This window comes from Arthrobacter sp. fls2-241-R2A-200 (assembly GCF_030209745.1).
Taxonomy (GTDB): Bacteria; Actinomycetota; Actinomycetes; order Actinomycetales; family Micrococcaceae; genus Arthrobacter.
The window spans coordinates 225,254-245,495 of the sequence record NZ_JARVRJ010000001.1 but is presented as its reverse complement, the minus strand read 5'-3'; the positions used below and the strand labels follow the sequence as shown (position 1 = coordinate 245,495).

The 20,242-nt window shown below is 63.2% G+C and carries 15 protein-coding genes; 10 read left to right on the top strand and 5 right to left on the bottom strand.

Annotation, left to right across the window (positions count from 1 at the left end; all coding sequences use genetic code 11):
* Positions 1 to 26: 26 nt before the first annotated feature.
* Together QRN42_RS01130 and QRN42_RS01125 are read right to left on the bottom strand one after the other, a co-directional pair.
* Positions 27 to 1,733, bottom strand: coding sequence for a flavin monoamine oxidase family protein (locus QRN42_RS01130; protein WP_284977631.1), 1,707 nt, complete (start codon positions 1,731 to 1,733; stop codon positions 27 to 29).
* Positions 1,730 to 3,160, bottom strand: coding sequence for an amino acid permease (locus QRN42_RS01125; protein ID WP_502869473.1), 1,431 nt, complete (start codon positions 3,158 to 3,160; stop codon positions 1,730 to 1,732). Before QRN42_RS01125 ends, QRN42_RS01130 begins: the two co-directional genes overlap by 4 nt.
* Positions 3,161 to 3,355: 195 nt before the next feature.
* On the opposite strand from QRN42_RS01125, the gene alr reads away from it, so the two are divergent.
* Entirely contained in the window at positions 3,356 to 4,603 is a 1,248-nt protein-coding gene (gene alr, locus QRN42_RS01120) for an alanine racemase (RefSeq protein ID WP_284977629.1), read from the top strand.
* Positions 4,593 to 6,194 carry a PucR family transcriptional regulator gene (locus QRN42_RS01115; RefSeq protein ID WP_284977628.1) on the top strand — a complete coding sequence of 534 codons (1,602 nt, stop codon included), beginning with the start codon at positions 4,593 to 4,595 and terminating at the stop codon, positions 6,192 to 6,194. Before alr ends, QRN42_RS01115 begins: the two co-directional genes overlap by 11 nt.
* Here QRN42_RS01115 and QRN42_RS01110 read toward each other — a convergent pair.
* Complete coding sequence (locus QRN42_RS01110) at positions 6,191 to 6,997, bottom strand: carbon-nitrogen hydrolase family protein (protein ID WP_284977627.1); 807 nt, start codon at positions 6,995 to 6,997, stop codon at positions 6,191 to 6,193. The two genes, QRN42_RS01115 and QRN42_RS01110, sit on opposite strands and share 4 nt — an antisense overlap.
* 319 nt (positions 6,998 to 7,316) lie before the next feature.
* On the opposite strand from QRN42_RS01110, the gene QRN42_RS01105 reads away from it, so the two are divergent.
* The 7 genes from QRN42_RS01105 (at position 7,317) to QRN42_RS01075 (ending at position 16,156) form a co-directional block, all read left to right on the top strand.
* On the top strand, positions 7,317 to 8,507 hold the full coding sequence (locus QRN42_RS01105) for an ROK family transcriptional regulator (protein ID WP_284974316.1): 1,191 nt from the start codon (positions 7,317 to 7,319) through the stop codon (positions 8,505 to 8,507).
* Positions 8,508 to 8,636: 129 nt separating this feature from the next.
* The gene (gene mmsA, locus QRN42_RS01100; RefSeq protein ID WP_284977626.1) at positions 8,637 to 10,193 is read left to right on the top strand and encodes a multiple monosaccharide ABC transporter ATP-binding protein; all 1,557 of its coding nucleotides are present in this window, start codon (positions 8,637 to 8,639) and stop codon (positions 10,191 to 10,193) included.
* Between the two features lie 43 nt (positions 10,194 to 10,236).
* A complete protein-coding gene (mmsB, locus tag QRN42_RS01095; RefSeq protein WP_284977625.1) occupies positions 10,237 to 11,508 on the top strand; it encodes a multiple monosaccharide ABC transporter permease in 1,272 nt (423 codons plus the stop codon).
* A gap of 53 nt (positions 11,509 to 11,561) precedes the next feature.
* On the top strand, positions 11,562 to 12,662 hold the full coding sequence (locus QRN42_RS01090; RefSeq protein WP_284977847.1) for a substrate-binding domain-containing protein: 1,101 nt from the start codon (positions 11,562 to 11,564) through the stop codon (positions 12,660 to 12,662).
* Positions 12,663 to 12,886: 224 nt separating this feature from the next.
* Complete coding sequence (locus QRN42_RS01085; protein WP_284977624.1) at positions 12,887 to 14,317, top strand: ABC transporter permease; 1,431 nt, start codon at positions 12,887 to 12,889, stop codon at positions 14,315 to 14,317.
* Positions 14,318 to 14,319: 2 nt separating this feature from the next.
* Entirely contained in the window at positions 14,320 to 15,012 is a 693-nt protein-coding gene (locus tag QRN42_RS01080) for an ABC transporter ATP-binding protein (RefSeq protein ID WP_284974311.1), read from the top strand.
* Between the two features lie 73 nt (positions 15,013 to 15,085).
* Complete coding sequence (locus QRN42_RS01075; protein WP_284977623.1) at positions 15,086 to 16,156, top strand: Gfo/Idh/MocA family protein; 1,071 nt, start codon at positions 15,086 to 15,088, stop codon at positions 16,154 to 16,156.
* A 29-nt stretch (positions 16,157 to 16,185) separates the two neighbouring features.
* On the opposite strand, the gene QRN42_RS01070 is transcribed toward QRN42_RS01075, so the two are convergent.
* The gene (locus QRN42_RS01070; RefSeq protein WP_284977622.1) at positions 16,186 to 16,626 is read right to left on the bottom strand and encodes a DoxX family protein; all 441 of its coding nucleotides are present in this window, start codon (positions 16,624 to 16,626) and stop codon (positions 16,186 to 16,188) included.
* A 110-nt stretch (positions 16,627 to 16,736) separates the two neighbouring features.
* Between QRN42_RS01070 and QRN42_RS01065 the strand changes: the two genes are divergently transcribed.
* Positions 16,737 to 17,846 carry an FAD-dependent oxidoreductase gene (locus tag QRN42_RS01065; RefSeq protein ID WP_284977621.1) on the top strand — a complete coding sequence of 370 codons (1,110 nt, stop codon included), beginning with the start codon at positions 16,737 to 16,739 and terminating at the stop codon, positions 17,844 to 17,846.
* 78 nt (positions 17,847 to 17,924) lie between these two features.
* Here the strand turns inward: QRN42_RS01065 and QRN42_RS01060 are convergent, their stop codons facing one another.
* On the bottom strand, positions 17,925 to 20,144 hold the full coding sequence (locus tag QRN42_RS01060) for an NADP-dependent isocitrate dehydrogenase (RefSeq protein ID WP_284977620.1): 2,220 nt from the start codon (positions 20,142 to 20,144) through the stop codon (positions 17,925 to 17,927).
* Between the last annotated feature and the right edge of the window lie 98 nt (positions 20,145 to 20,242).

Sequence of the window (20,242 nt, the reverse complement as noted above, 5' to 3'; positions counted from 1 at the left end):
GGTCCAGGGAAATTAGTCGAGGGAGATTAGTCTAGGGAGATAGGGCCGAGCTCATCCAGCAGCTCGCCCGGACCCGGGTTGCCATCAACCGAGGAACCGCCCAGGTGGTTCACCACGCCCCACACAGCGTTCAGCCCCGTGGTTACAGCGCCCTCCGCCCAACCGGCAGTGAAGGACACGTCATCCCCGGCGAGGAAGACGCCGCGCTGGCTCTCCGGAAGCTGGTCCTGCTTGAAGTGCGTGAACAGCCGCTGCTGGTAGCGGTAGTGCCCCGGCAAGTTGGCCTTGAAGGCTCCCATGAAGTTGGGATCGGCCTCCCAGGACACCGTGATGGGCTGGCCAATGATGTGGCCGGCGATGTCCACTCCAGGGTAGATCTGCTCCAGGGAGTGCAGCATGAGCTTGACCCGCTCTTCAGCCGTGAGGGCGAGCCACTTCAAGGCGTCGTCGTTCCATGTGTAAGACAGAAGGATAACGGCGGGCTTGTCGGGGCCGTCGTCGAGCAGGTAGGTGGCCCGGTTGAGGCGGTCGGTGAGGGTCATGGACAAGACTTCACGGCCGGTCTCCGGGTCGATGTCCTTCCAAAACGGCCGGTCCACCATCACGAAGGTCTTTGACGACTGCATGTAGTGCGAGCGCTCGATCGCGGTCCACAGCTCAGCCGGGAACAGCGCCTCCTCAGTGTGGATCCTCGTGGACAGCAACCATGACTGGCAGGTGGTCACCACTGCAGGGTAGGTTGCCTCCCGCCCCCAGCTCTCGCGGACCAGGAGGTCCCCGTTAGCCGCGCGGCGGAGGTTGGAAACTGCTCCCCGCGGGGAGCCGGAGTGCAGGGATGCCAGGGACGTGCCCTGCGGCCAGTACTTAAGGTCCGACGGCGCGTGGTTCCACAGTGCCTCGGGGAGCCTTTGCGCTCCTCCGACGATGGAGCGGTGCTGGTCATCGGCGTCGGTGTAAACAACGCGGAGGATTTCAAGGATGGAGTTGGGGAAGTCAGTGTCCCAGCCACCGGTTCCGAATCCCACCTGACCGAACGCCTCGCGGTGCGCGAAGCCGGCCTCTTTGAAGGACTTGCTCGCTGCAATGAATCCGTAAAACGTCTGCTCGTCCATGCGGGGAAGCAGTTCGTTCCAGATTTCCTTGATCCGGGCGGTGTCGCGAGCCCGGATGGCCTCCTGCATTTCAGTGAAGGCAGCCCCGTCATTGACGGCCGCCTTCCACGCGTCAGCGACTTCGCGGAAGAATTCCGGGAGTTCCTCGGCTGTGGTGGCGTAGTGCTTCTTGCCGGCGAGTTCGATCACGGTACTGGACGTGGCCGGGGCCATGGGGTTGGGGAAATCATTGGTGTCCAACCCGAGCAGGTTCACATAGTGGTAGAACGCCTTGCCGGAGACGGGGAAGCGCATCCCGCCAAGATCGGCCACGACGCCCGGGGCTGAGGGGAAGCTCGCAGTCCGCAGGCGGCCCCCGATCTGGTCGGCCTCGTAGATAACGGGCTTGAGGCCCAGCTTCATGAGTTCGTAGGCGGTGACCAGTCCGGAAAGCCCGGCGCCAATGATGGCAACTTCGGTGCCGTACAGGTCCTCGGGTACGGTGCCCAGGCCCGCGGGGTGGGCCAGGTAATGGTCATAGCTGAACGGGAAGTCCGGGTTCAGCATAGTGATGGGCCCCCGCTCGGCCTCCGCCGCGGAAGCAGCGGCGTCGGAGAGTGGAAGTTCGGTGGCGATGGTCATAAGTTTGCTGCTTTCACAGGTTCCGGGCTCACGACCCTGGTTGTCATTTCACGGTAGTCCTGCTCGCTGAGCGCGGCTACCTTGGAATTCCGGCGTCCGTAGCCGAAGTAGATGGCTATTCCCACGAGCATCCAGCAACCAAAGACCCCCCAGGTGTCCGCACCGAGGTTCGCCATCAAGTAGACGCACATCAGGGTGCCCAGCACGGGCGCGACCGGGTACAACGGAACACGGAACGGCCGCTCAAGATCCGGGCGGTTGCGGCGAAGGTAGATAACGGCGACGTTCACCAAGGCGAAGGCGAAAAGGGTACCGATACTGGTGGCATCGGCGAGGGCACCCAGCGGGACCAGGCCCGCAGTGAGGGCGACGGCGGTGCCCACTATCAGCGTTCCGGCCACAGGAGTGCCGGTGCGCGGAGAGATCCGGCCAAAGACCTTGGGCACCAGGCCATCGCGGGACATGGACAGAAGGATGCGCGTCTGGCCGTAGAGCACCGTCAGGACGATGCTGGCGATCGCCAGGACGGCCCCCACGGAGAACACCAAGGCGATCCACGGCTGGTGCGTAATCTCGTCCAGGATCTGGACCAACGCAGCCTGGGTGCCGTCGAACCAGCCCCACGGGCGGGCGCCGATGGCTGCGACCGCAACCAGAACGTAGATGCTGGTCACGATCACCATGGAAAGAAGGATGGCTCGGGGCAAATCCCGCTTGGGGTTCTTGGCTTCCTCACCTGCGGTGGAGGCGGCATCGAAGCCGATGTAGGAGAAGAAGACCCTGGAAGCGGCCGCTGATACCCCTGCTGCGCCCATCGGCATCAATGGTTCGAAGTTGCCCGCGTTGAAGGCACTGAAGGCCACGACGCAGAAGAACAGCAGGATGCCGATCTTGATGATGACGATGGTGGTGTTGATCCAAGCACTTTCACGAGCGCCCCGCACCAGCAGGATCATGGCCAAGACCACGATCACCATAGCCGGGACGTTCACCAGGCCACCGTCGCCCGGTGGTTGGCTAACGGCGTCGGGCATCACCAGGCCGAAAGCTGAAAGCGCTTCGTTGACGTATTGCCCGGCGCCCACCGCGACGGCGGCCACGGACACTGCGTACTCCAGCACCAGGCACCAGCCACAGATCCAGGCCATGCCCTCGCCCATGGTGGCGTACGAGTAGGAGTAGCTGGAGCCGGCCACGGGCACCAGGCCTGCCATCTCCGCGTACGAAACAGCAGAGAGCAATGCGGCCAGGCCGGCCACCACAAACGAGATCCAGATGGCCGGGCCGGCCAGCGGCACGGATTCGCCAAGGATGACCAGGATACCGGTGCCGAGAGTCGCACCAACACTGATCATGGTCAGTTGGAGGACACCGAAGCTGCGAACCAAGGGCGTCCCGCCCTCACCGCTGCCGGCTTCGTTGACCATTTGGCCGATAGGTTTGCGGCGCAGCAATTGGGTGCCCAGACGGGGCCTTGCCACGCTGTCAGTAAGTGCGTTCTGGGTGTTCACAGGCACAGTCACCTTTGACGTCCCTTCAAAGTAGTTTCCGATTTCCCCTCCACAAGACTGGCATGTGAGCCATCTCTCAATGTGGTGCAAAATGACCTATAGTGATCATCCATGAGACGTAATGCACATTATCAAGAGGATGCCGCTGCGGCCCTCTCGGGTCAGGTCAAAGTGGATCTGTCCGCAATTTCAGACAACATCAGGGTCCTTAAGGAACGCACAGGGGCACCCCACTTCATGGCCGTCGTCAAGGGCAACGCGTACGGACACGGACTCATCGAGGTAGCCAGAACGGCAGTCGAATCCGGCGCGGATTGGCTGGGCACCGCGCAGCTGAGCGAGGCGATTGCGCTACGGAAAGCCGGCATCGATGTGCCGATCCTCTCATGGCTCTATCTGGCATCCCAGACAAGCGCCACCATTCGGGAAGCTCTCGAATACGGCATCGATGTTTCGCTCGGCAGCGTCCGCCAGCTCGAGGTTTTGGCCGGCATCGCCCGCGGCCTGGGACGCCCTGCCGTCGTGCATCTCGAGCTGGACAGCGGCCTCAGCCGCGGTGGCGCCCGCAAGGAAGACTGGGCCGGACTGATCACCCGAGCGCGGCTGGCCGAGCTCGACGGGACGGTGCAGGTGCGTGGAATCTGGACCCACTTGGCCTGGGCCGACGTTCCAGCCCACCCCGGTAACTCCGCCGCCGTCGTGGAGTTCGAAGACGCTGTCCGTGAGGCCCGCGAGGCTGGACTGAGCCCCGAGCTCAGGCACGTTTCCAGCTCGGCGAACATCCTGGAGCGGCCGGAATTCCATTTCGACATGGTCCGCGCAGGCCTGGCCATCTATGGCCTCGCGCCGGCCGATCACTTGGATCCTGCCGACTTCGGACTCCGCCCTGCGCTCAGCGTCACCGCGCCGCTGGTGATGGTCAAGAAAGTGCCCGCGGGCACCGGAGTCAGCTATGAACACCAGGCCATCACCTACGAACCGCGCTACTTGGGCCTCATCCCCCTCGGTTACGCGGACGGCATTCCGAAAGGTATCAGCGGCCGTTCCTTGGTCACCATCTCCGGCCGCAGCGTGCCCGTGATCGGCAAGGTATGCATGGACCAGTTCATGGTGGACCTTGGGGCCGACGCCTCGGGGATCGACGTCGGCGATACCGCCTTGTTGTTCGGCGATCCGAAGGGAGGGGCGGCGAGCGCCGACGACTGGGGCGCGGCAATCGGCAGCCACGGGGACGAAATCATCAACAGGATCGCACCCCGGCTGCCCCGGGTCTACGCGGCGAACCGAGAAGGACAAACCGCGTACCAGTGCCCCGACTACCAGGAGCCGGCCGCCGCCGGGCAGGTCCATGACGCCTGAGCCCGCCACCGCCCGCCTGAGCTTCGTCACCCTCGACCAGTTCCTCGCCAAGTTGCCGCCCGGGTTGGTCACGCTTCACGACGGCGGCAGCGGCGGCGAGCTGCTGCGGTGGGTCGAACCGAGCGAGCTCGAGGATCCCACGCCTTACCTCCCGGAGGGCGAATTCCTGCTCACCGCCGGGCTGCCCTTCCTTGGCGAGGGCGGCTCGGCGGGGAAGGTGGACGAGTACGTCCAGCGGCTCGTCGGAGCGAAGGTGGCCGCCCTCGGGTTCGGTATCCGCCCCTATTTCGACGCCGTCCCCGAAGAACTGCTGGCCGCCTGCCGCAGGCACAACCTGACCCTGTTCGAGGTCCCCGAATCGCTGCCGTTTGCTGCGATCGGGCTGGAGTTCTCGCAACTCCTGGAGTCGGATAACGCCCGGGTATTCCGGCAGTTGGCCGAGACCAACAGGCAGCTCATGCGGGCAGTCCTCTCCCCCAGGCCCGAGCACGAATTGTTGGCTGCGTTGGTGCAGCGGGTCCCGGTGTGGGCACTGTTGGTCGGGGCGGACGGGCGGGTGCGGGCCCGCGGCAGCAACGCCCGTGGCAGCAACGGCGCCGGCAGCACCGGCGTCGAACATTCGTTGCTGGCGCCCATGCTGGAACGCTTGTTGTCCGGGAGTGGGCCTCGCGTGGAAATGGAGGGCTTTGACCAGCCCGGGTCCGCGCTGGTATTCGGGCACCCGCTGCGCAGCACCAAGGACGCGAACCTCGGCGCGCTGATCCTCGGATCCGACGCTCCCCTGACGCCGGCCCAGAACAACGTGGTGCAATCCGCCGTGGGGCTGCTGGAACTTCTGGTGCGGCAACGGACCAGCGGTTCGTTGGCTCCGAGCCAACTTGCCACCGCGGCGCTACTGCACCCGGAGTCCCTGGTATCCGGCGGGACCAAGCAACTGAACGGCTTGAAGGATCTGCTGGCCCAAAGTTTGTCATCAACTCGCTCGGCTCAGATGCGGGTGGTGCAAGGCATCAGGCTCGACGCCGCCGACGAGGGGCCCGTGCGCGAAGTGCTTCAGTGGCGAAGGCTGTTTGATACCAAACTCGTGGAGGTTACCGAGTACGGCTTCGCCGCGATCACACGTCTCAGGGTTGATGAGCCCCTCGTGGCCGATGTGGAGAAGTTGGGCTGGCGCCTGGTTATCGGCGAACCGACCGAGATGACGGAACTCAGCGCGGCCTATCAGCGTGTCAGCTCGCTCCGAAGCAGGGTTCTTTCAACCGGCAAAAGCGCGCGTGTGGAAGAGGTCTCCTGGTCTGTGGCAGGCCTGCTGGGACGTGAAGCGGGGACCTTGCTGGCCGAACGGCTGCTTGCACCCATTCTTTCCCTTGAACCGGAGCGCAGGGATCCACTCCTTGTTGTCCTCCGGGGTTGGCTGAGCGAGAACGGCAGTTGGGACGCTTCGGCGAAACTGCTGGGACTGCACCGTAACAGCGTTCGGCGGCAGGTCGGCGTCGTGGGCGAACTCCTGGACATGGACCTCAACGCCGCGCAGGTGCGCGCCGAGCTGTGGTTTGCGCTGCAGTACGTTGAGGAGCTGGTGGCTGCCTAGGCCTGCGGGTCCCACTGCGCGTACAGGCCCGGCCGGCGTTCGCGCAGGTACGGGACTTCCTCGCGGGCGGCTTTCACCGCCGCTGTGCCGATCTCGGCGAACAAGAGCGCGGCAGACTCCCCCGCGGCAGCCAGCAACGAACCGTCCGGTCCTGCAATGACGCTTCCGCCCAGGAAGTCGTACACGTCCTCGTGTCCGCTGTGGTTGGCGTACGCCACGTTGAGCTGGCTCTCCAGCGCACGGGCACGGATGAGCACCTGGGGCACATTGTCGAATCCTGCCGACAGCGCGGTGGGCACCAGCAGGAGCTCGGCGCCGCGGGTGGCCGCGGCCCGCACCGCTTCGGGGAATTCGACGTCGTAGCAGATCAGCATCGAGGTTTGGATGCCCATGAAGTCCACGACGGCGGGGGGTTCCTGGGCGCCGACGAACGCCTTGTGTTCCTCCGGACCGAAGAGATGGACCTTGGCGTAGTTGAGGACTTCCTTACCCGCGGCATCCAGCAAAGTCGCGGTGATATTCCAGGCATTTTGGTCGTTGCCGACGGCGGGAAGGCTGTAGACGAGCCCGATGCTGTGCTTGGACGCTATCTCGGCGAGGCGGGCCCGGATCCCGGGGAGCGTGGAGGGGTCGAATTCGGCGTGCAGGCGCAGGGGCGCGTAGCCCACAGGGAACAGCTCGGGGGTCAGGAGCAACCCCGCCCCTGCCCGCGCAGCCCGGCTGGCGGCGTCGTCAATGACGCGAAGGTTGGCATCGACGTCGAGGACTGACGCGTTTGCTTGCAGGAGGGACAGCAGCATCATTACCACCTTGGTGTTCGCTTCCCGGCGCAGGGTGTTCCGCGAAGTGTGTTCTTTGTTCCCTTCCAGCCTAGGCGCGTCGCTTCGGGCGTCACCCGGGCATTTGGACCCGACGGCGGACCAGACGGGACGCATTGCACGCTTTCGGCCCCGACGCTTCGTTGCCAGGCCCGCTCTACACGCCATTCGTGCTTTTGAGGGTGCATAGCGGGCCCCACAACGGGCAGAATTGGGCAGATCATGCGTTGGAGTATGTCGGGGAACCTTGACTCCTTGCGTTCACTTCTTGACTACAACGACGCTTTTGGGGCACTCTCTTGTCATGCCCGCTACCCAGCGCTCAACGAAGAGCCAGCCGAGAAAACCCGGCTCGCAGTCTGCCTTGCGCCACCAGAATCAGCAACGAATCATCGAATGCCTTCTCAGCGGGCCCTCCACGCAGGCGGAACTCTCCCGGCAGACCGGGCTCTCCACCGCCACAGTGTCCAACATCGTGAAGATCATGCAAGACGCCGGGCTGGTAGCAACGGAGCCGACCACGAGTTCGGGGCGCCGCGCAACAAATGTGCGGCTCAACAGCAACGGTGCAGTCGCCGTCGGAATCGACTTCGGCCGCCGACACTTACGCGTGGTCCTGGCCTCATTGGGCTACCACGTTATTGCCGAGGATTACGTCGAACTACCGCTGGGCCACCAAGCCGAGGAAGGCATTGCGACGGCGGTTCAGCTGCTGGATACCTTGCTGGAGAACAACGGCATTTCCCGCAGCGCGGTGGTGGGTGCGGGCGCCGGAATACCAGGCCCGATCGACCGCCGGACCGGCACCGTGGCGCAGGGGGCCATCCTCCCTGAATGGGTGGGCATCGACATCCTCCACCGCTTGGAGGAAGCACTGGATTGCCCCGTCTTTGTTGACAACGACGCCAACCTGGGTGCCCTGGCCGAGGTGACTTGGGGGCCGCACAGCGGAGTCTCCAACCTCATGTTCCTCAAGGTCGGTTCGGGCATCGGCGCAGGCTTGATACTCAACGGATTCCCCTACTACGGGAACGTTGGCATCACCGGGGAAATCGGCCATGCAACCATCCATGAGCATGGCTTGGTCTGCCGTTGCGGGAACCGCGGTTGCCTCGAAACGATAGCGTCCACCACCACCATGATCGAACTGCTGGGACGCGGCCAGGACCGGCTGTTGACCCCGCAGGACATCGTCCGCAACTGCCTCGCCGGAGACTCCGCCACCCAGCGCGTGGTGGACGACGCCGGCCTGGCCGTGGGGCGCGCTTTGGGCAATGTCACCAACCTCATCAACCCTGAAGTCATTGTTGTGGGGGGACCTTTGGCAGGGCTCGGGGACCTCCTCCTGGAGCCCATTCGGCGGGGCCTGATTCGCCACGCGGTGCCGGTGGTGGGCGAGACAACACACCTCGCCATGTCCTCTTTGGGGGCTCGTGCGGAAGCTCTTGGAGCAGCCGCTTTGGTGTTTCAACATGCCGGTATTACCGGTAGGTAACGAAATCGTTAGCTACATCATGCGTTCAAGTCTTGACGACAAGACGGGTGATCCAGTTTACTTTTTCATCAGACAGCTCCGCCGTTTGCGGGGCCGACAACGAAGTCTGCATTGGAGGCGTAAGGGCTGATGACAACCCTCAACACGCAAGGTGATCCCATCCTGTTGGAGATGCGGTCGATCACCAAGGAGTTCCCGGGCGTGAAGGCCTTGTCGAACGTGAGCTTGCGGGTCATGGCCGGCGAGATCCACGCGATCTGCGGTGAGAACGGCGCCGGCAAGTCCACGCTCATGAAGGTTCTGTCCGGTGTCTACCCCTACGGGAGCTACACCGGTGACATCGTGTACCAGGCAGAAACCCAGCAATTCAAAGACATCCGCGCCAGTGAAGCAGCCGGCATCGTGATCATCCACCAGGAACTGGCCCTGATTCCGGAACTTTCCATTATGGAGAACATTTTCCTGGGCAATGAACCCACCAAATGGGGCGTCATTGACTGGGCTGAGGCGCGCAAGCGTTCGCTGGATCTGCTGGCGCGCGTCGGCTTGCGCGATGATCCGGACACCCCCATCAAGGAAATCGGTGTCGGCAAGCAGCAGCTGGTGGAAATCGCCAAGGCGCTGAACAAATCCGTGAAGCTCCTGATCCTGGATGAGCCCACCGCGGCGCTGAACGAATCCGACTCCCAGCACCTGCTGGACTTGATCCGCGGACTCAAGGGCCGGGGCATCACCTCCATCATGATTTCCCACAAGCTCAACGAGATCGAACAGATCGCGGACGAGATCACCATCATCCGCGATGGCAAGTCCATCGAGACGTTGAACGTCAAGCGCGATGGTGTTGACGAGGACCGCATCATCAAGGGCATGGTGGGCAGGACGCTCGAGTCCCGTTTCCCGGATCACGAGCCGAAGATCGGCGAGGTGTTCTTCGAGGTGAAGGACTGGACCGTCGGGCACCCGCAGATCCAGGACCGGCTTATCTGCAAGGGTTCGAACTTCTACGTCCGCCGCGGCGAGATCGTCGGTTTCGCAGGTCTCATGGGCGCCGGCCGGACCGAACTCGCTCGCTCACTTTTCGGACACTCCTACGGCAGGTTCATCAAGGGCCAGGTCTACAAGGACGGCAAGCCGGTTCAGCTCCGCTCCGTACGCGCAGCGATCGACGCCGGACTCGGTTACGTCACCGAGGACCGCAAATCGCTGGGCTTGAACCTGCTCGATGACATCAAGACCACCACCGTTGCTGCCAACCTTCGGGGGATCAGCAAGCACTCGGTGGTTGATGCCCGCAAGGAATTTTCGGTCGCAGAGGAATACCGCAAGTCCCTCCGGACCAAGACCCCATCGGTGGAGGAAGGCGTGGCCAAGCTCTCCGGTGGGAACCAGCAGAAGGTTGTCCTGGCCAAGTGGATGTTCACCGACCCTGACCTCCTCATCCTGGACGAACCCACCCGCGGCATCGATGTGGGTGCCAAGTACGAGATTTACGGGATCATCCAGAGGCTGGCCAACCAAGGCAAGGGAGTGATCGTCATCTCCTCGGAGCTTCCTGAGCTCCTGGGCCTGTCCGACCGTATCTACACGATTTTCGAGGGCGCCATCACCGGTGTCCTGGATAAAAACGAAGCAACCCAGGAAAGCCTCATGAAGCTCATGACTTCCGCCCGAAAGACCGCCTGACCGTGGCCCAGCCTCACCCCTTCCTGACACAAGGACCAAAACAATGAACGCGCTCAAGAAGCTATTTGGTGGCAATTCCCGCCAGTTCGGCATGATATTCGCCCTGGTGGCACTTATCGTCTTCTTCCAGATCTTCACCGAGGGCCGGACCCTGACGCCCGGCAACGTGATCAACCTGTTCAACGGCAATGCCTACATCCTGATCCTGGCCATCGGCATGGTCCTGGTGATCATCGCCGGCCACATCGATCTTTCGGTCGGTTCCGTGGCAGCCTTCGTAGGTGTCTCCGTAGCTCTTGCCATCCGCGACTGGGGCATCCCTTGGTACATGGGCGTGCTGTTCGGCCTGGCGCTGGGTGCCCTGATCGGCGCGTGGCAAGGCTTCTGGACAGCCTATGTGGGTATCCCAGCCTTCATCGTGACCCTGGCAGGCATGCTCCTGTTCCGCGGTTTCAACCAGTTCGTAGGCAAGTCCAACACGATTCCGGTGCCGGAGGACTTCCAGTTCATTGGTTCGGGGTACCTGCCCGAAATTGGTCCGAACACCGGCTACAACAACGCCACGCTACTTCTTGGAGTGCTCGCTGCGGCCTTCGTGGTCATCATGTCCCTCCGGAGGCGTGCAGCCAACAAGGCGCTGGGCGCCGATGTACCTGAAATGTGGGTCGATACCACAAAGCTGGTCCTGATCTGCGCTGCGATCCTTTACGCAACCTACCTGTTCGCCACGGGTCGCCCTGGCACGTCGTTCCCCGTCCCCGGTCTCATCCTGGCGGTATTGGTCCTCATCTACGGCTTCATCGCAGACAAGACAGTCCTCGGCCGCCACGTGTACGCCGTCGGTGGCAACCGCCACGCGGCCGAGCTGTCCGGTGTGCAGTCCAAGAAGGTCAACTTCATGGTCATGATGAACATGTCCATCCTGGCAGGACTGGCCGGGATGATCTTTGTTGGCCGCTCCACCGCTTCCGGACCGTTCGACGGCGTCGGCTGGGAACTGGACGCCATTGCAGCAGTCTTCATCGGTGGCGCAGCCGTCACCGGTGGCGTGGGTACCGTTATCGGCTCCATTGTCGGTGGCCTCGTCATGGCCGTCCTGAACAATGGCCTCCAGCTGCTGGGCGTGGGCGCTGACCTGACCCAGATCATCAAGGGCTTGGTGCTCCTGGCAGCAGTTGCCTTCGATGTTTACAACAAGTCCCAGGGCAAGAGGTCCATCACGGGCATGTTGTTGAAGAATTTCCAGCGCAACAACAACGAACTCAAGCCGGACGAAACCACCCAAACCAAAGAGGTCATTTCCCGGGAGGCCTAGAACCGGCTCCCAACGACTCGCTCCACCCACCCATACAGAAAGTGAACCAAGATATGCGAATGTTTGGTAAAGCAGGAAAGGCAGCAGCAGTCGCTGCCATCGCGGCACTGGCGCTGACAGCCTGCGGCCGCACGGACAGTGGGTCCAGCAGCAGCAACAGCGCAGGCGCGGATGCGTTCCCCAAGGACTCGCTGATCGGCGTCGCGCTTCCACAGAAGACCAGTGAAAACTGGGTCCTCGCGGAGAAGCTGTTCAACGACGGCCTCACCGGAGCCGGCTTCAAGGCCGACGTCCAGTTCGCCAACGGAGGCGTTTCCGAGCAGCAGAACCAAATCAGCGCCATGGTCACCAAGGGTGCCAAGGTCATTATTGTGGGAGCCATCGACGGCGCCCAGCTGGGTACGCAGCTCAAGCAGGCCAAGGATGCCGGTGCCACCGTCATCGCTTACGACCGCTTGCTCCTGAACACCGCCAACGTGGACTACTACGTGGCCTACGACAACTTCAAGGTCGGCGTGCTCCAGGGCCAGGCACTGTTGGACGGACTGAAGGCCAAGAAGCCCTCCGGCCCGTACAACATCGAACTCTTCGCCGGATCCCCGGATGACGCCAACGCCAAGGTCTTCTTCGACGGCGCCATGAGCATCCTGAAGCCGAAGATCGACGACGGTACCCTCAAGGTAGTTTCCGGCCAGACCTCGTTCGAACAGGCCGTTACCCAGGGCTGGAAGGCAGAAAATGCCCAGAAGCGCATGGATACCCTGATCGCGGGTTCCTACACCAGCGCTTCGCTGGACGGCGTACTGTCCCCCAATGACACCCTGGCCCGCGCCATCCTGACCTCGGTCAAGGCGGCCGGCAAACCGCTTCCTGTCGTCACGGGCCAGGACTCCGAAGTTGAGTCCGTCAAGTCGATCATGGCCGGCGAGCAGTACTCCACCATCAACAAGGACACCCGCAAGCTCGTTGAGCACGCCATCACCATGGTGAAGGACCTGCAGGCAGGCAAGCAGCTGGAGATCAACGACAAGGACTCTTACAAGAACGGTGTAAAGACTGTTCCTGCGTTCCTCCTGCCTCCTCAGATCGTCACCAAGGACAACGTCAAGACGGCCTACGTGGACGATCCGGTACTCGGCCCGATCACGAAGTAATCGACCATAAGCAACACCGCATAAAAGCAGCAGGGAAGCCCCGATCCGCCACACGGCGGGTTGGGGCTTTTGCGTTGGGGCTTTTGCACTGCCCTAAAAGCAGTGGCCCGCTCACCTTTCACAGCCCACACATAGCCTGGGCTGGCTCACCGCACAGCGGCGCTGGGCAATGTTGGACCTGCGGCCCCGTTCCAGCGGGCCACCAGCAGGTCCAAAGGAGAAACGTGAGCGTCCTTGCCAGGAGCGTAGGCAATGCCTTCCGCAATAAAATCAGAACGGCTGCGGTAGTTGCAGTGTTGGCCGTGGCCATCGGCTTGGCACTGGCCATGCTCGTGGCCAACCAGGCCGTGGGCGCCAAGGTGCAGGAGCTCAACGCTTCGGTAGGCACCACGCTGACAGTGAATCCGGCCGGCGGCCAAGGCTTTGAAGGCGGCGGAGAACCACTGACCACCGCCGAAGCGAAGACCGCCGCGGCCGTTACCAACGTCACCTCCGTGGTGGGCACCAAGGCCTTGCGGCTACGGACTGCAACCACCGGTTCGACCACTGACACCACGCAGGCCGCCGGACCGGGCGGCGCCGCTCCGGGCGGACAGCAAACGAACGTCACCACCAACCTGACGGCAGCGATCGACGCCGGAACGCTGGGCAACCGCAACAACGGCTCCACCGGCACAGGCACAGGCACAGGCACCACCGGCACACAGCCTGCCCGGAGTCTCCCCATCACTGCTACGGGAATCGGCGCAGAGGTGGATAGCGCTGGTAAAGCCCTAGCCATCACCAGCGGCACCGGGCTGGGTGACTACACAGCTGCCTCTGCGAAGGCATTGGTAGGGACCACGCTGGCTGAGAAGAACAACCTCAAGGTCGGCTCAACGTTCACCATTGAGGACAAGACCTTTACAGTCACCGGTATCTTCGATGCGGGAACGACCTTCGGCAACAACGCCGTCTACGTGACCCTCCCCGAAGCCCAAGCGCTGGCAGCCACCCCCGACGAACTGTCCTCCATGATCGTCACAGTGAACAGCATGGACAACGTGGACAGCACCAAGACGGCCGTCCAAAACGCACTCGGTGCGAGCAAAGCCGACGTCACCCAAGGACAGCGCAACCTTGCCACCGCCGTCAGTTCGCTGGGCAGCGTCAGGAATATCTCCATGGTCGCCTTCATCGCAGCCTTGGCCACCGCCGGGATCATAATCCTGCTCATCATGGTGATGCTGGTTCGTGAGCGCCGGCGTGAGATCGGGGTCTTGAAAGCCATCGGTGCACGCAACCGCACCATTGGACTGCAGTTCGTCCTCGAGGCCCTCGTGCTCGTTGCGTTGGGAAGTGTTGTCGGTGCAGCGATCGCTTCCTTCGCCAGCGGCGGGATCGCCTCGGCTTTGATCAGTTCGAACACCACCACGACGACCGCCGGCCCCACCCAGCGTGGCGGCGGGTTCGGTGGCGGCGGGTTCGGTGGGGGCGGTCAAGGCGGCCCGTTTGGTGGTGCGTCCCAACTGCTCACCTCCGTCACGGCCACAGCATCGCCGGGAGTTATAGCCATCGGCATCGCAGCAGTGTTCGCTGCAGCAATTATCGGCGCGTTGATTCCGGCGTTGCTTACCGCCCGCGTCCGCCCCATCGAAGTACTCCGAGGAGAATAGCCGTGATTGAAGTCAAGGACCTGGTCCGTCAGTTCAAGTCCGGTGACCGGACCATCAAACCCGTCAACGGCGTCAGTTTCGAGCTCGAGCGGGGAACGCTGGCGTCCATCGTCGGCAAGAGCGGCAGCGGTAAGAGCACACTGTTGTCCCTGCTGGGTGCGCTGGACAAGCCAACCAGTGGTGACGTCGTCGTCGACGGCGTGAGCCTGGCCGGGCTGCCGGACAGCAAGCTGACCGAGTACCGCCGTCGGGACATCGGCTTCGTATTCCAGCAGTTCAACCTGATCCCCAACCTCACCGCCTTGGACAATGTCATGCTGCCCATGGAGTTCGCGGGCGTGCGCAAAGCAAAGCGGCTGCAGCGGGCCAAGGAGTTACTGGAGCAGGTGCAGTTGGATCCGGAGAAACAGACGCGCAAGGTCAACCGCCTGTCCGGCGGTGAACAGCAGCGGGTGGCAATTGCCAGGGCGCTTGCGAACGAGCCCAAGCTGATCCTCGCTGACGAGCCCACGGGCAACCTGGACGAGCAGACCGGGGAGCACATCATCGAGCTCTTGAGCTCGCTGAGCCGGGACCACAACACCACCATCCTGGTGGTCACGCACGACCGCAGTCTCGCGCAAAAGACCGAACGCTGCTTCCGTCTTCAGCAGGGACGGCTCACCGAAGAGGCCAGGAAGGGCTCACTTCGGTGATTGTTGGGCCCACTTGCCGGGAACCTGGAATGGTTCCGGGCAAGTGGGCCGCGGGGGTGAGAGGATGGCAGGCATGACGCTCCCTATCGCCCAGCCATGGCTTTCCACGCAGGCCAACCAGGATCCTCGGGCAGCCACGGGCCGGCGCCTGCGGTGGGGCGTCGTGTCCACCGGCAACATCGCCACGTCCGTTTCCAAGGACTTGGCGTTGCTTGAGGACGCCGAACTTTACGCGGTGAGTTCCCGGAAGCAGGCTGCCGCCGACGCCTTCGCCGCCGAGCACGGGTTCGCCAAGGCATACGGCGACGACGGCGGTGTCCCCGGCTACCAGCGCATGGTGGAGGATCCCGCCGTCGACGTGGTCTACGTGGCGACTCCCCACGCCCAGCACTTCGAGGTCGCATCAGCTGCGCTGCGCGCCGGGAAACACGTCCTGTGCGAGAAGGCAGTGACCATCAACGCCCGCGAAGCCGCGCAACTGGTCGCGCTGGCCCGGGAGCAGAACGTGTTCTTCATGGAGGCCATGTGGAGCCGGTTCCTGCCCAGCATGCAACGGGCATTTTCCATAGCGGCTTCCGGCGAACTCGGAGAGATCCAATGGGTCAGCGCGGACCTCGGATTCCCTGCCCCGTATGATCCTTCGGCCCGTATTTGGGCGCTGAACGACGGCGGCGGCGCACTGCTGGATATCACCGTCTACCCCTTGCTGTGGGCGCTGGGGACGTTGGGGTTCCCGCAGTCGGTGACCGCGATCGGGTCCCTGAACGAGGACGGCGTGGATGTACAGAATGCCCTGACCTTGGGGTATGCAAGCGGCGCCCAGGCGCAGCTGACGTCGTCGTTGATGGCCCATGGTCCGCGGACAGCTACGGTGGCCGGCGGCCTCGGGTTCGTGCAGGCTGTGGGATCGGTGAACAATCCCAGCGAACTTGTGATCCGAGTCGGGTGGGATGAACCGCGCCGGGAACAGTTCGACGTCGTGGGTACCGGCTACACCTACGAGCTCCGGGAAGTCACGCGCTGTGTGCAGCAGGGACTCACGGAAAGCCCTGTCATGCCGTGGGAAGACTCGGTCAACGTCATGCGGCTCTTTGACGGAGTGCGGTCCCAGCTGGGGATCCGCTACCCCAACGACGCGCGGTGAGTCGCGGCGTCGTATGTAATTCACGTGGGTTAACGCGCTTTGCGGCCCGGGGCCTTGGAAAGTTTGCGGTCTAGGGACAACGCTCCCGATCCCACAAACACGAATGCCACGGACAACGCAAAGTAGACGATCAGCAGCTCGGCCGTGACGCCGGGTTGGTCGGTGATCAGTGGCTTCCCGCCCTCTGTGACGAACCAGATGCCCGCGAACATCAGCGCCGCCAGGAAACCCGCCACCCTGGTCAGTGCCCCCAGGACCAAAAGCAGCCCGAGCCCTATTTCGCCGGCGATCACGAACCAGGCAACGACGTCGGGCTTCTGCACGCCCATGGCGGCCACAGAAGCGGCGAAGGCGGCGTGCCCGGCGAGGTATTTCTGGATGCCGTGGACGAGCATGAGGGCGCCAAAAACCACCCGCATGATGGCGATGCCGCGGGCTGAGGACACGGGAGACGGGTGCAGGAATTTCACGCACTCCAATCTTCCATGCGCGGCGCGGCACACCAAACGCCGCCGCACCCAACGTCCTAGTTGCTGAGTGGGGGCAGAATGGGAGAAGGCGATCGACGGATGGAGCGGGTATGCAGGTGGACGTTGTAGTTGTTGGTGGCGGGGCCATGGGATCGGCGGCAGCGTGGCAGTTGTCCAAGGCCGGCAAGTCCGTGGTCCTCTTGGAGCAATTCGAGGCCGGCCACCACATCGGTGCTTCCCACGGCGCTACACGCAACTTCAACACCGCATACGCAGAGACGGACTACCTGGACCTGCTGGCCGAGTCCAAAACCTTATGGGACGAGCTCGCCGCTGAGCACGGAGCGCCGTTGCTGGACCTCGTTGGCCTGGTGAACCATGGCAACGTCCCCCGGCTGGAGCAGATTCGGGCAGCCCACCAGGAACGCGGCATCGAGAGCTACTTCCTTCCCGCGGCCGAGGCGGCGGACCGCTGGCAGGGCATGAACTTCAGCACCGACGTCCTGTTCGTCCCGGGATCGGGCCGCGTCCGTTCCGCTGACGCGCTCGTGGCGCTGCGCAAGTCCGCCGAGGCCCACGGCGCCACGTTCAAATACTCGACGCCGGTCCGGGACATCCAAGTCACCGGCGGCGAATCGGTGGTGGTGGTAACGGACGAGACAGAATATTCAGCCGCCCGGGTTGTGGTCACAGCGGGCGCTTGGACCCCTAAACTGATCGGGAAGCTCGCGGATTTGCCTGCATTGGTGGTCACCCAGGAACAACCGGCCCACTTCACGCCTCTGGACAACACCTTGGTGTGGCCCAGCTTCAACCACAACCCGGATCCCGACCCGAACAACGAGCTCTACGAGTACTGGTTCAGCCCCGTCTACGGCATGCTCACGCCCGGCGAAGGCGTCAAGGCGGGCTGGCACGGCGTCGGCCCCGTCATGGACCCGGACGAGCGCACTTTCGAACCCATCCCCCAGCAGCTCGAAGCCCTGGTGCGGTACGCCGAGGAGTGGCTTCCAGGCGTCGACCCTTCCTCGGTGGTTCCCATCAGCTGCACCTACACCACAACCCCCAATGAGGATTTTGTGCTTGACCGCTTTGGTCCAATGGTGGTGGGTGCCGGCTTCTCGGGGCACGGTTTCAAATTCACGCCGGCGATTGGCCGGATCCTGAAGGACATCGTCGACGGCGGCACGGCCCCAGCGCGGTTCGCCGCAGACCGCTGAATCACCGGTTAAAAGAAAAACCGGCCCGCAGGCGATGCCTGCGGGCCGGTTTTGCTCGGGGCTACTTCAGGCTCGGGGCTACTTCAGGGTCGCGAGGACCTTGTTGAACGTAGCCGACGGGCGCATGATCTCGGCAGCCTTAGCGGCGTCCGGACGGTAGTAACCGCCAAGGTCGACGCCGGGGCCCTGCACGGCGGCAAGCTCCCCGACGATCGTTTCCTCGTTGGAGGTCAAAGAGTCAGCGATCGAGGCGAAAGCCTCAGCCAGCTCGGCGTCGTCGGTCTGCTTGGCCAGTTCCTGGGCCCAGTACGTTGCCAGGTAGAAGTGGCTTCCGCGGTTGTCCAGCTCACCCACGCTGCGGCGCGGGGACTTGTTCTCCAGGAGGAACGTGCCCGTTGCGCGGTCCAGCGTGTCCGCGAGGACCTGGGCGCGTGCGTTACCCGTGGTGGTGGCGAGGTGCTCGAAGCTGACGGCCAGGGCAAGGAATTCGCCCAAGCTGTCCCAGCGGAGGTGGTTTTCCTTGACCAGCTGCTGGACATGCTTGGGAGCAGATCCGCCGGCACCCGTTTCGAACAGGCCACCACCGTTGATCAACGGAACGATGGACAGCATCTTGGCACTGGTGCCAAGTTCAAGGATCGGGAACAGGTCCGTGAGGTAATCGCGCAGGACGTTGCCGGTGACGGAGATGGTGTCCTCGCCCTTGCGGATGCGCTCCAGGGTGAACGCCGTAGCTTCCACCGGGGAGAGGATCTTAATGTCCAGGCCCTCGGTGTCGTGGTCCTTGAGGTACTCGTTGACCTTGGCGATGAGGTTGGCATCGTGGGCGCGGCCCTTGTCCAGCCAGAACACGGCCGGGGTCTGCGAGGCGCGGGCGCGGGTGACTGCCAGTTTGACCCAGTCGCGGACAGGGATGTCCTTGGTCTGGCATGCACGCCAGATATCACCCGGGGAGACCTGGTGTTCGATCAGCACGGTGCCCTTGCTGTCCACCAGCTGAACGGTGCCGGCTGCTTCGATCTCGAAGGTCTTGTCGTGGCTGCCGTACTCCTCGGCTGCCTGCGCCATGAGGCCCACGTTGGGGACGGTGCCCATGGTGGTGGGATCGAAAGCGCCGTTGGCCCGGCAGTCGTCGAGAACCACCTGGTACACGCCGGCGTAGGAGCTGTCCGGGATGACGGCCAGGGTGTCCGCTTCCTTGCCGTCCGGGCCCCACATGTGGCCGGAGGACCGGATCATGGCCGGCATGGAGGCGTCCACGATGATGTCAGAAGGAACGTGGAGGCTGGTGATGCCCTTGTCCGAGTCCACCATGGCCAGCGCAGGACCGTCTTCGAGGCCCTTGGCGATAGCTGCCTTGACGCCGTCGCGGACGTCCTCGGGGAGGTCGCCAAGACCGCTGAGGATCGCGGCGAGGCCATTGTTGGGGCTGATCCCCGCGGCAGCCAACTGCTTGCCGTAGGTGTCGAAAAGCTCCGAGAAGTATGCCTTGACCACGTGGCCGAAGATGATGGGGTCCGAGACCTTCATCATGGTGGCCTTCAAGTGTGCGGAGAAAAGGATGCCCTCCTCCTTGGCACGGGCAACCTGTGCCTTGAGGAACGCGTCCAGGGCGTCGGCGCGCAGGACCGTAGCGTCAACCACTTCACCGGCCAGGACCGGGAAGCCCTTCTTGAGGACCTTGGTGGTGCCGTCTTCCCGGACCAGCTGGATGGTGAGGGAATCGTCAGCCTTCAGGACCACGGACTTCTCGTTGGAACGGAAGTCGTTCTCACCCATGGTGGCAACGTTGGTCTTTGAATCGGGGCTCCAGGCACCCATGGAGTGCGGGTTCTGGCGGGCGTAGTTCTTCACCGACAGAGGTGCGCGACGGTCCGAGTTGCCTTCACGCAGCACCGGGTTCACGGCGGAACCCTTGATCTTGTCATAGCGTGACCGGATGTCCGTCTCGGTGTCCGAGGAGGGGTTGTCCGGGTAGTCCGGGAGGGCGTAGCCCTGGGACTGGAGTTCGGCGATGGCAGCTTTGAGCTGCGGCACCGAGGCGCTGATGTTGGGCAACTTGATGATGTTGGCTTCGGGCTGCTTTGCCAGCTCGCCAAGTTCAGCCAAGGCGTTGCCCGTGCGCTGCTCTTCAGTCAGGAAGTCACCGAAAACGGCAATGATGCGGCCGGCCAGCGAAATGTCGCGGGTCTCCACCTCCACACCCGCAGTCGAGGCATACGCCTCCACGATCGGCAGGAATGAATAAGTAGCCAGCATCGGCGCTTCGTCTGTGTGGGTATAGATAATCTTGGCCATTGGCGGGGTTCTCCCTGAAAGTCTGCAGATTTCAACATCTCTAACTTACCCGAGCAGGCCGTTTTGACGCCTCTTAGTGGTGGAGATCACGTGTTCGT

What these genes read in the sequence shown, in the direction of transcription:
- QRN42_RS01090 (WP_284977847.1), top strand. Translation starts at nt 11,562, where the DNA reads ATGCGAATGTTTGGTAAAGCAGGAAAGGCAGCAGCAGTCGCTGCCATC.
- QRN42_RS01075 (WP_284977623.1), top strand. Translation starts at nt 15,086, where the DNA reads ATGACGCTCCCTATCGCCCAGCCATGGCTTTCCACGCAGGCCAACCAG.
- QRN42_RS01105 (WP_284974316.1), top strand. Translation starts at nt 7,317, where the DNA reads ATGCCCGCTACCCAGCGCTCAACGAAGAGCCAGCCGAGAAAACCCGGC.
- mmsB (WP_284977625.1), top strand. Translation starts at nt 10,237, where the DNA reads ATGAACGCGCTCAAGAAGCTATTTGGTGGCAATTCCCGCCAGTTCGGC.
- alr (WP_284977629.1), top strand. Translation starts at nt 3,356, where the DNA reads ATGAGACGTAATGCACATTATCAAGAGGATGCCGCTGCGGCCCTCTCG.
- QRN42_RS01130 (WP_284977631.1), bottom strand. Translation starts at nt 1,733, where the DNA reads ATGACCATCGCCACCGAACTTCCACTCTCCGACGCCGCTGCTTCCGCG.
- QRN42_RS01065 (WP_284977621.1), top strand. Translation starts at nt 16,737, where the DNA reads ATGCAGGTGGACGTTGTAGTTGTTGGTGGCGGGGCCATGGGATCGGCG.
- QRN42_RS01110 (WP_284977627.1), bottom strand. Translation starts at nt 6,997, where the DNA reads ATGATGCTGCTGTCCCTCCTGCAAGCAAACGCGTCAGTCCTCGACGTC.
- mmsA (WP_284977626.1), top strand. Translation starts at nt 8,637, where the DNA reads ATGACAACCCTCAACACGCAAGGTGATCCCATCCTGTTGGAGATGCGG.
- QRN42_RS01060 (WP_284977620.1), bottom strand. Translation starts at nt 20,144, where the DNA reads ATGGCCAAGATTATCTATACCCACACAGACGAAGCGCCGATGCTGGCT.
- QRN42_RS01125 (WP_502869473.1), bottom strand. Translation starts at nt 3,160, where the DNA reads ATGGTCAACGAAGCCGGCAGCGGTGAGGGCGGGACGCCCTTGGTTCGC.
- QRN42_RS01115 (WP_284977628.1), top strand. Translation starts at nt 4,593, where the DNA reads ATGACGCCTGAGCCCGCCACCGCCCGCCTGAGCTTCGTCACCCTCGAC.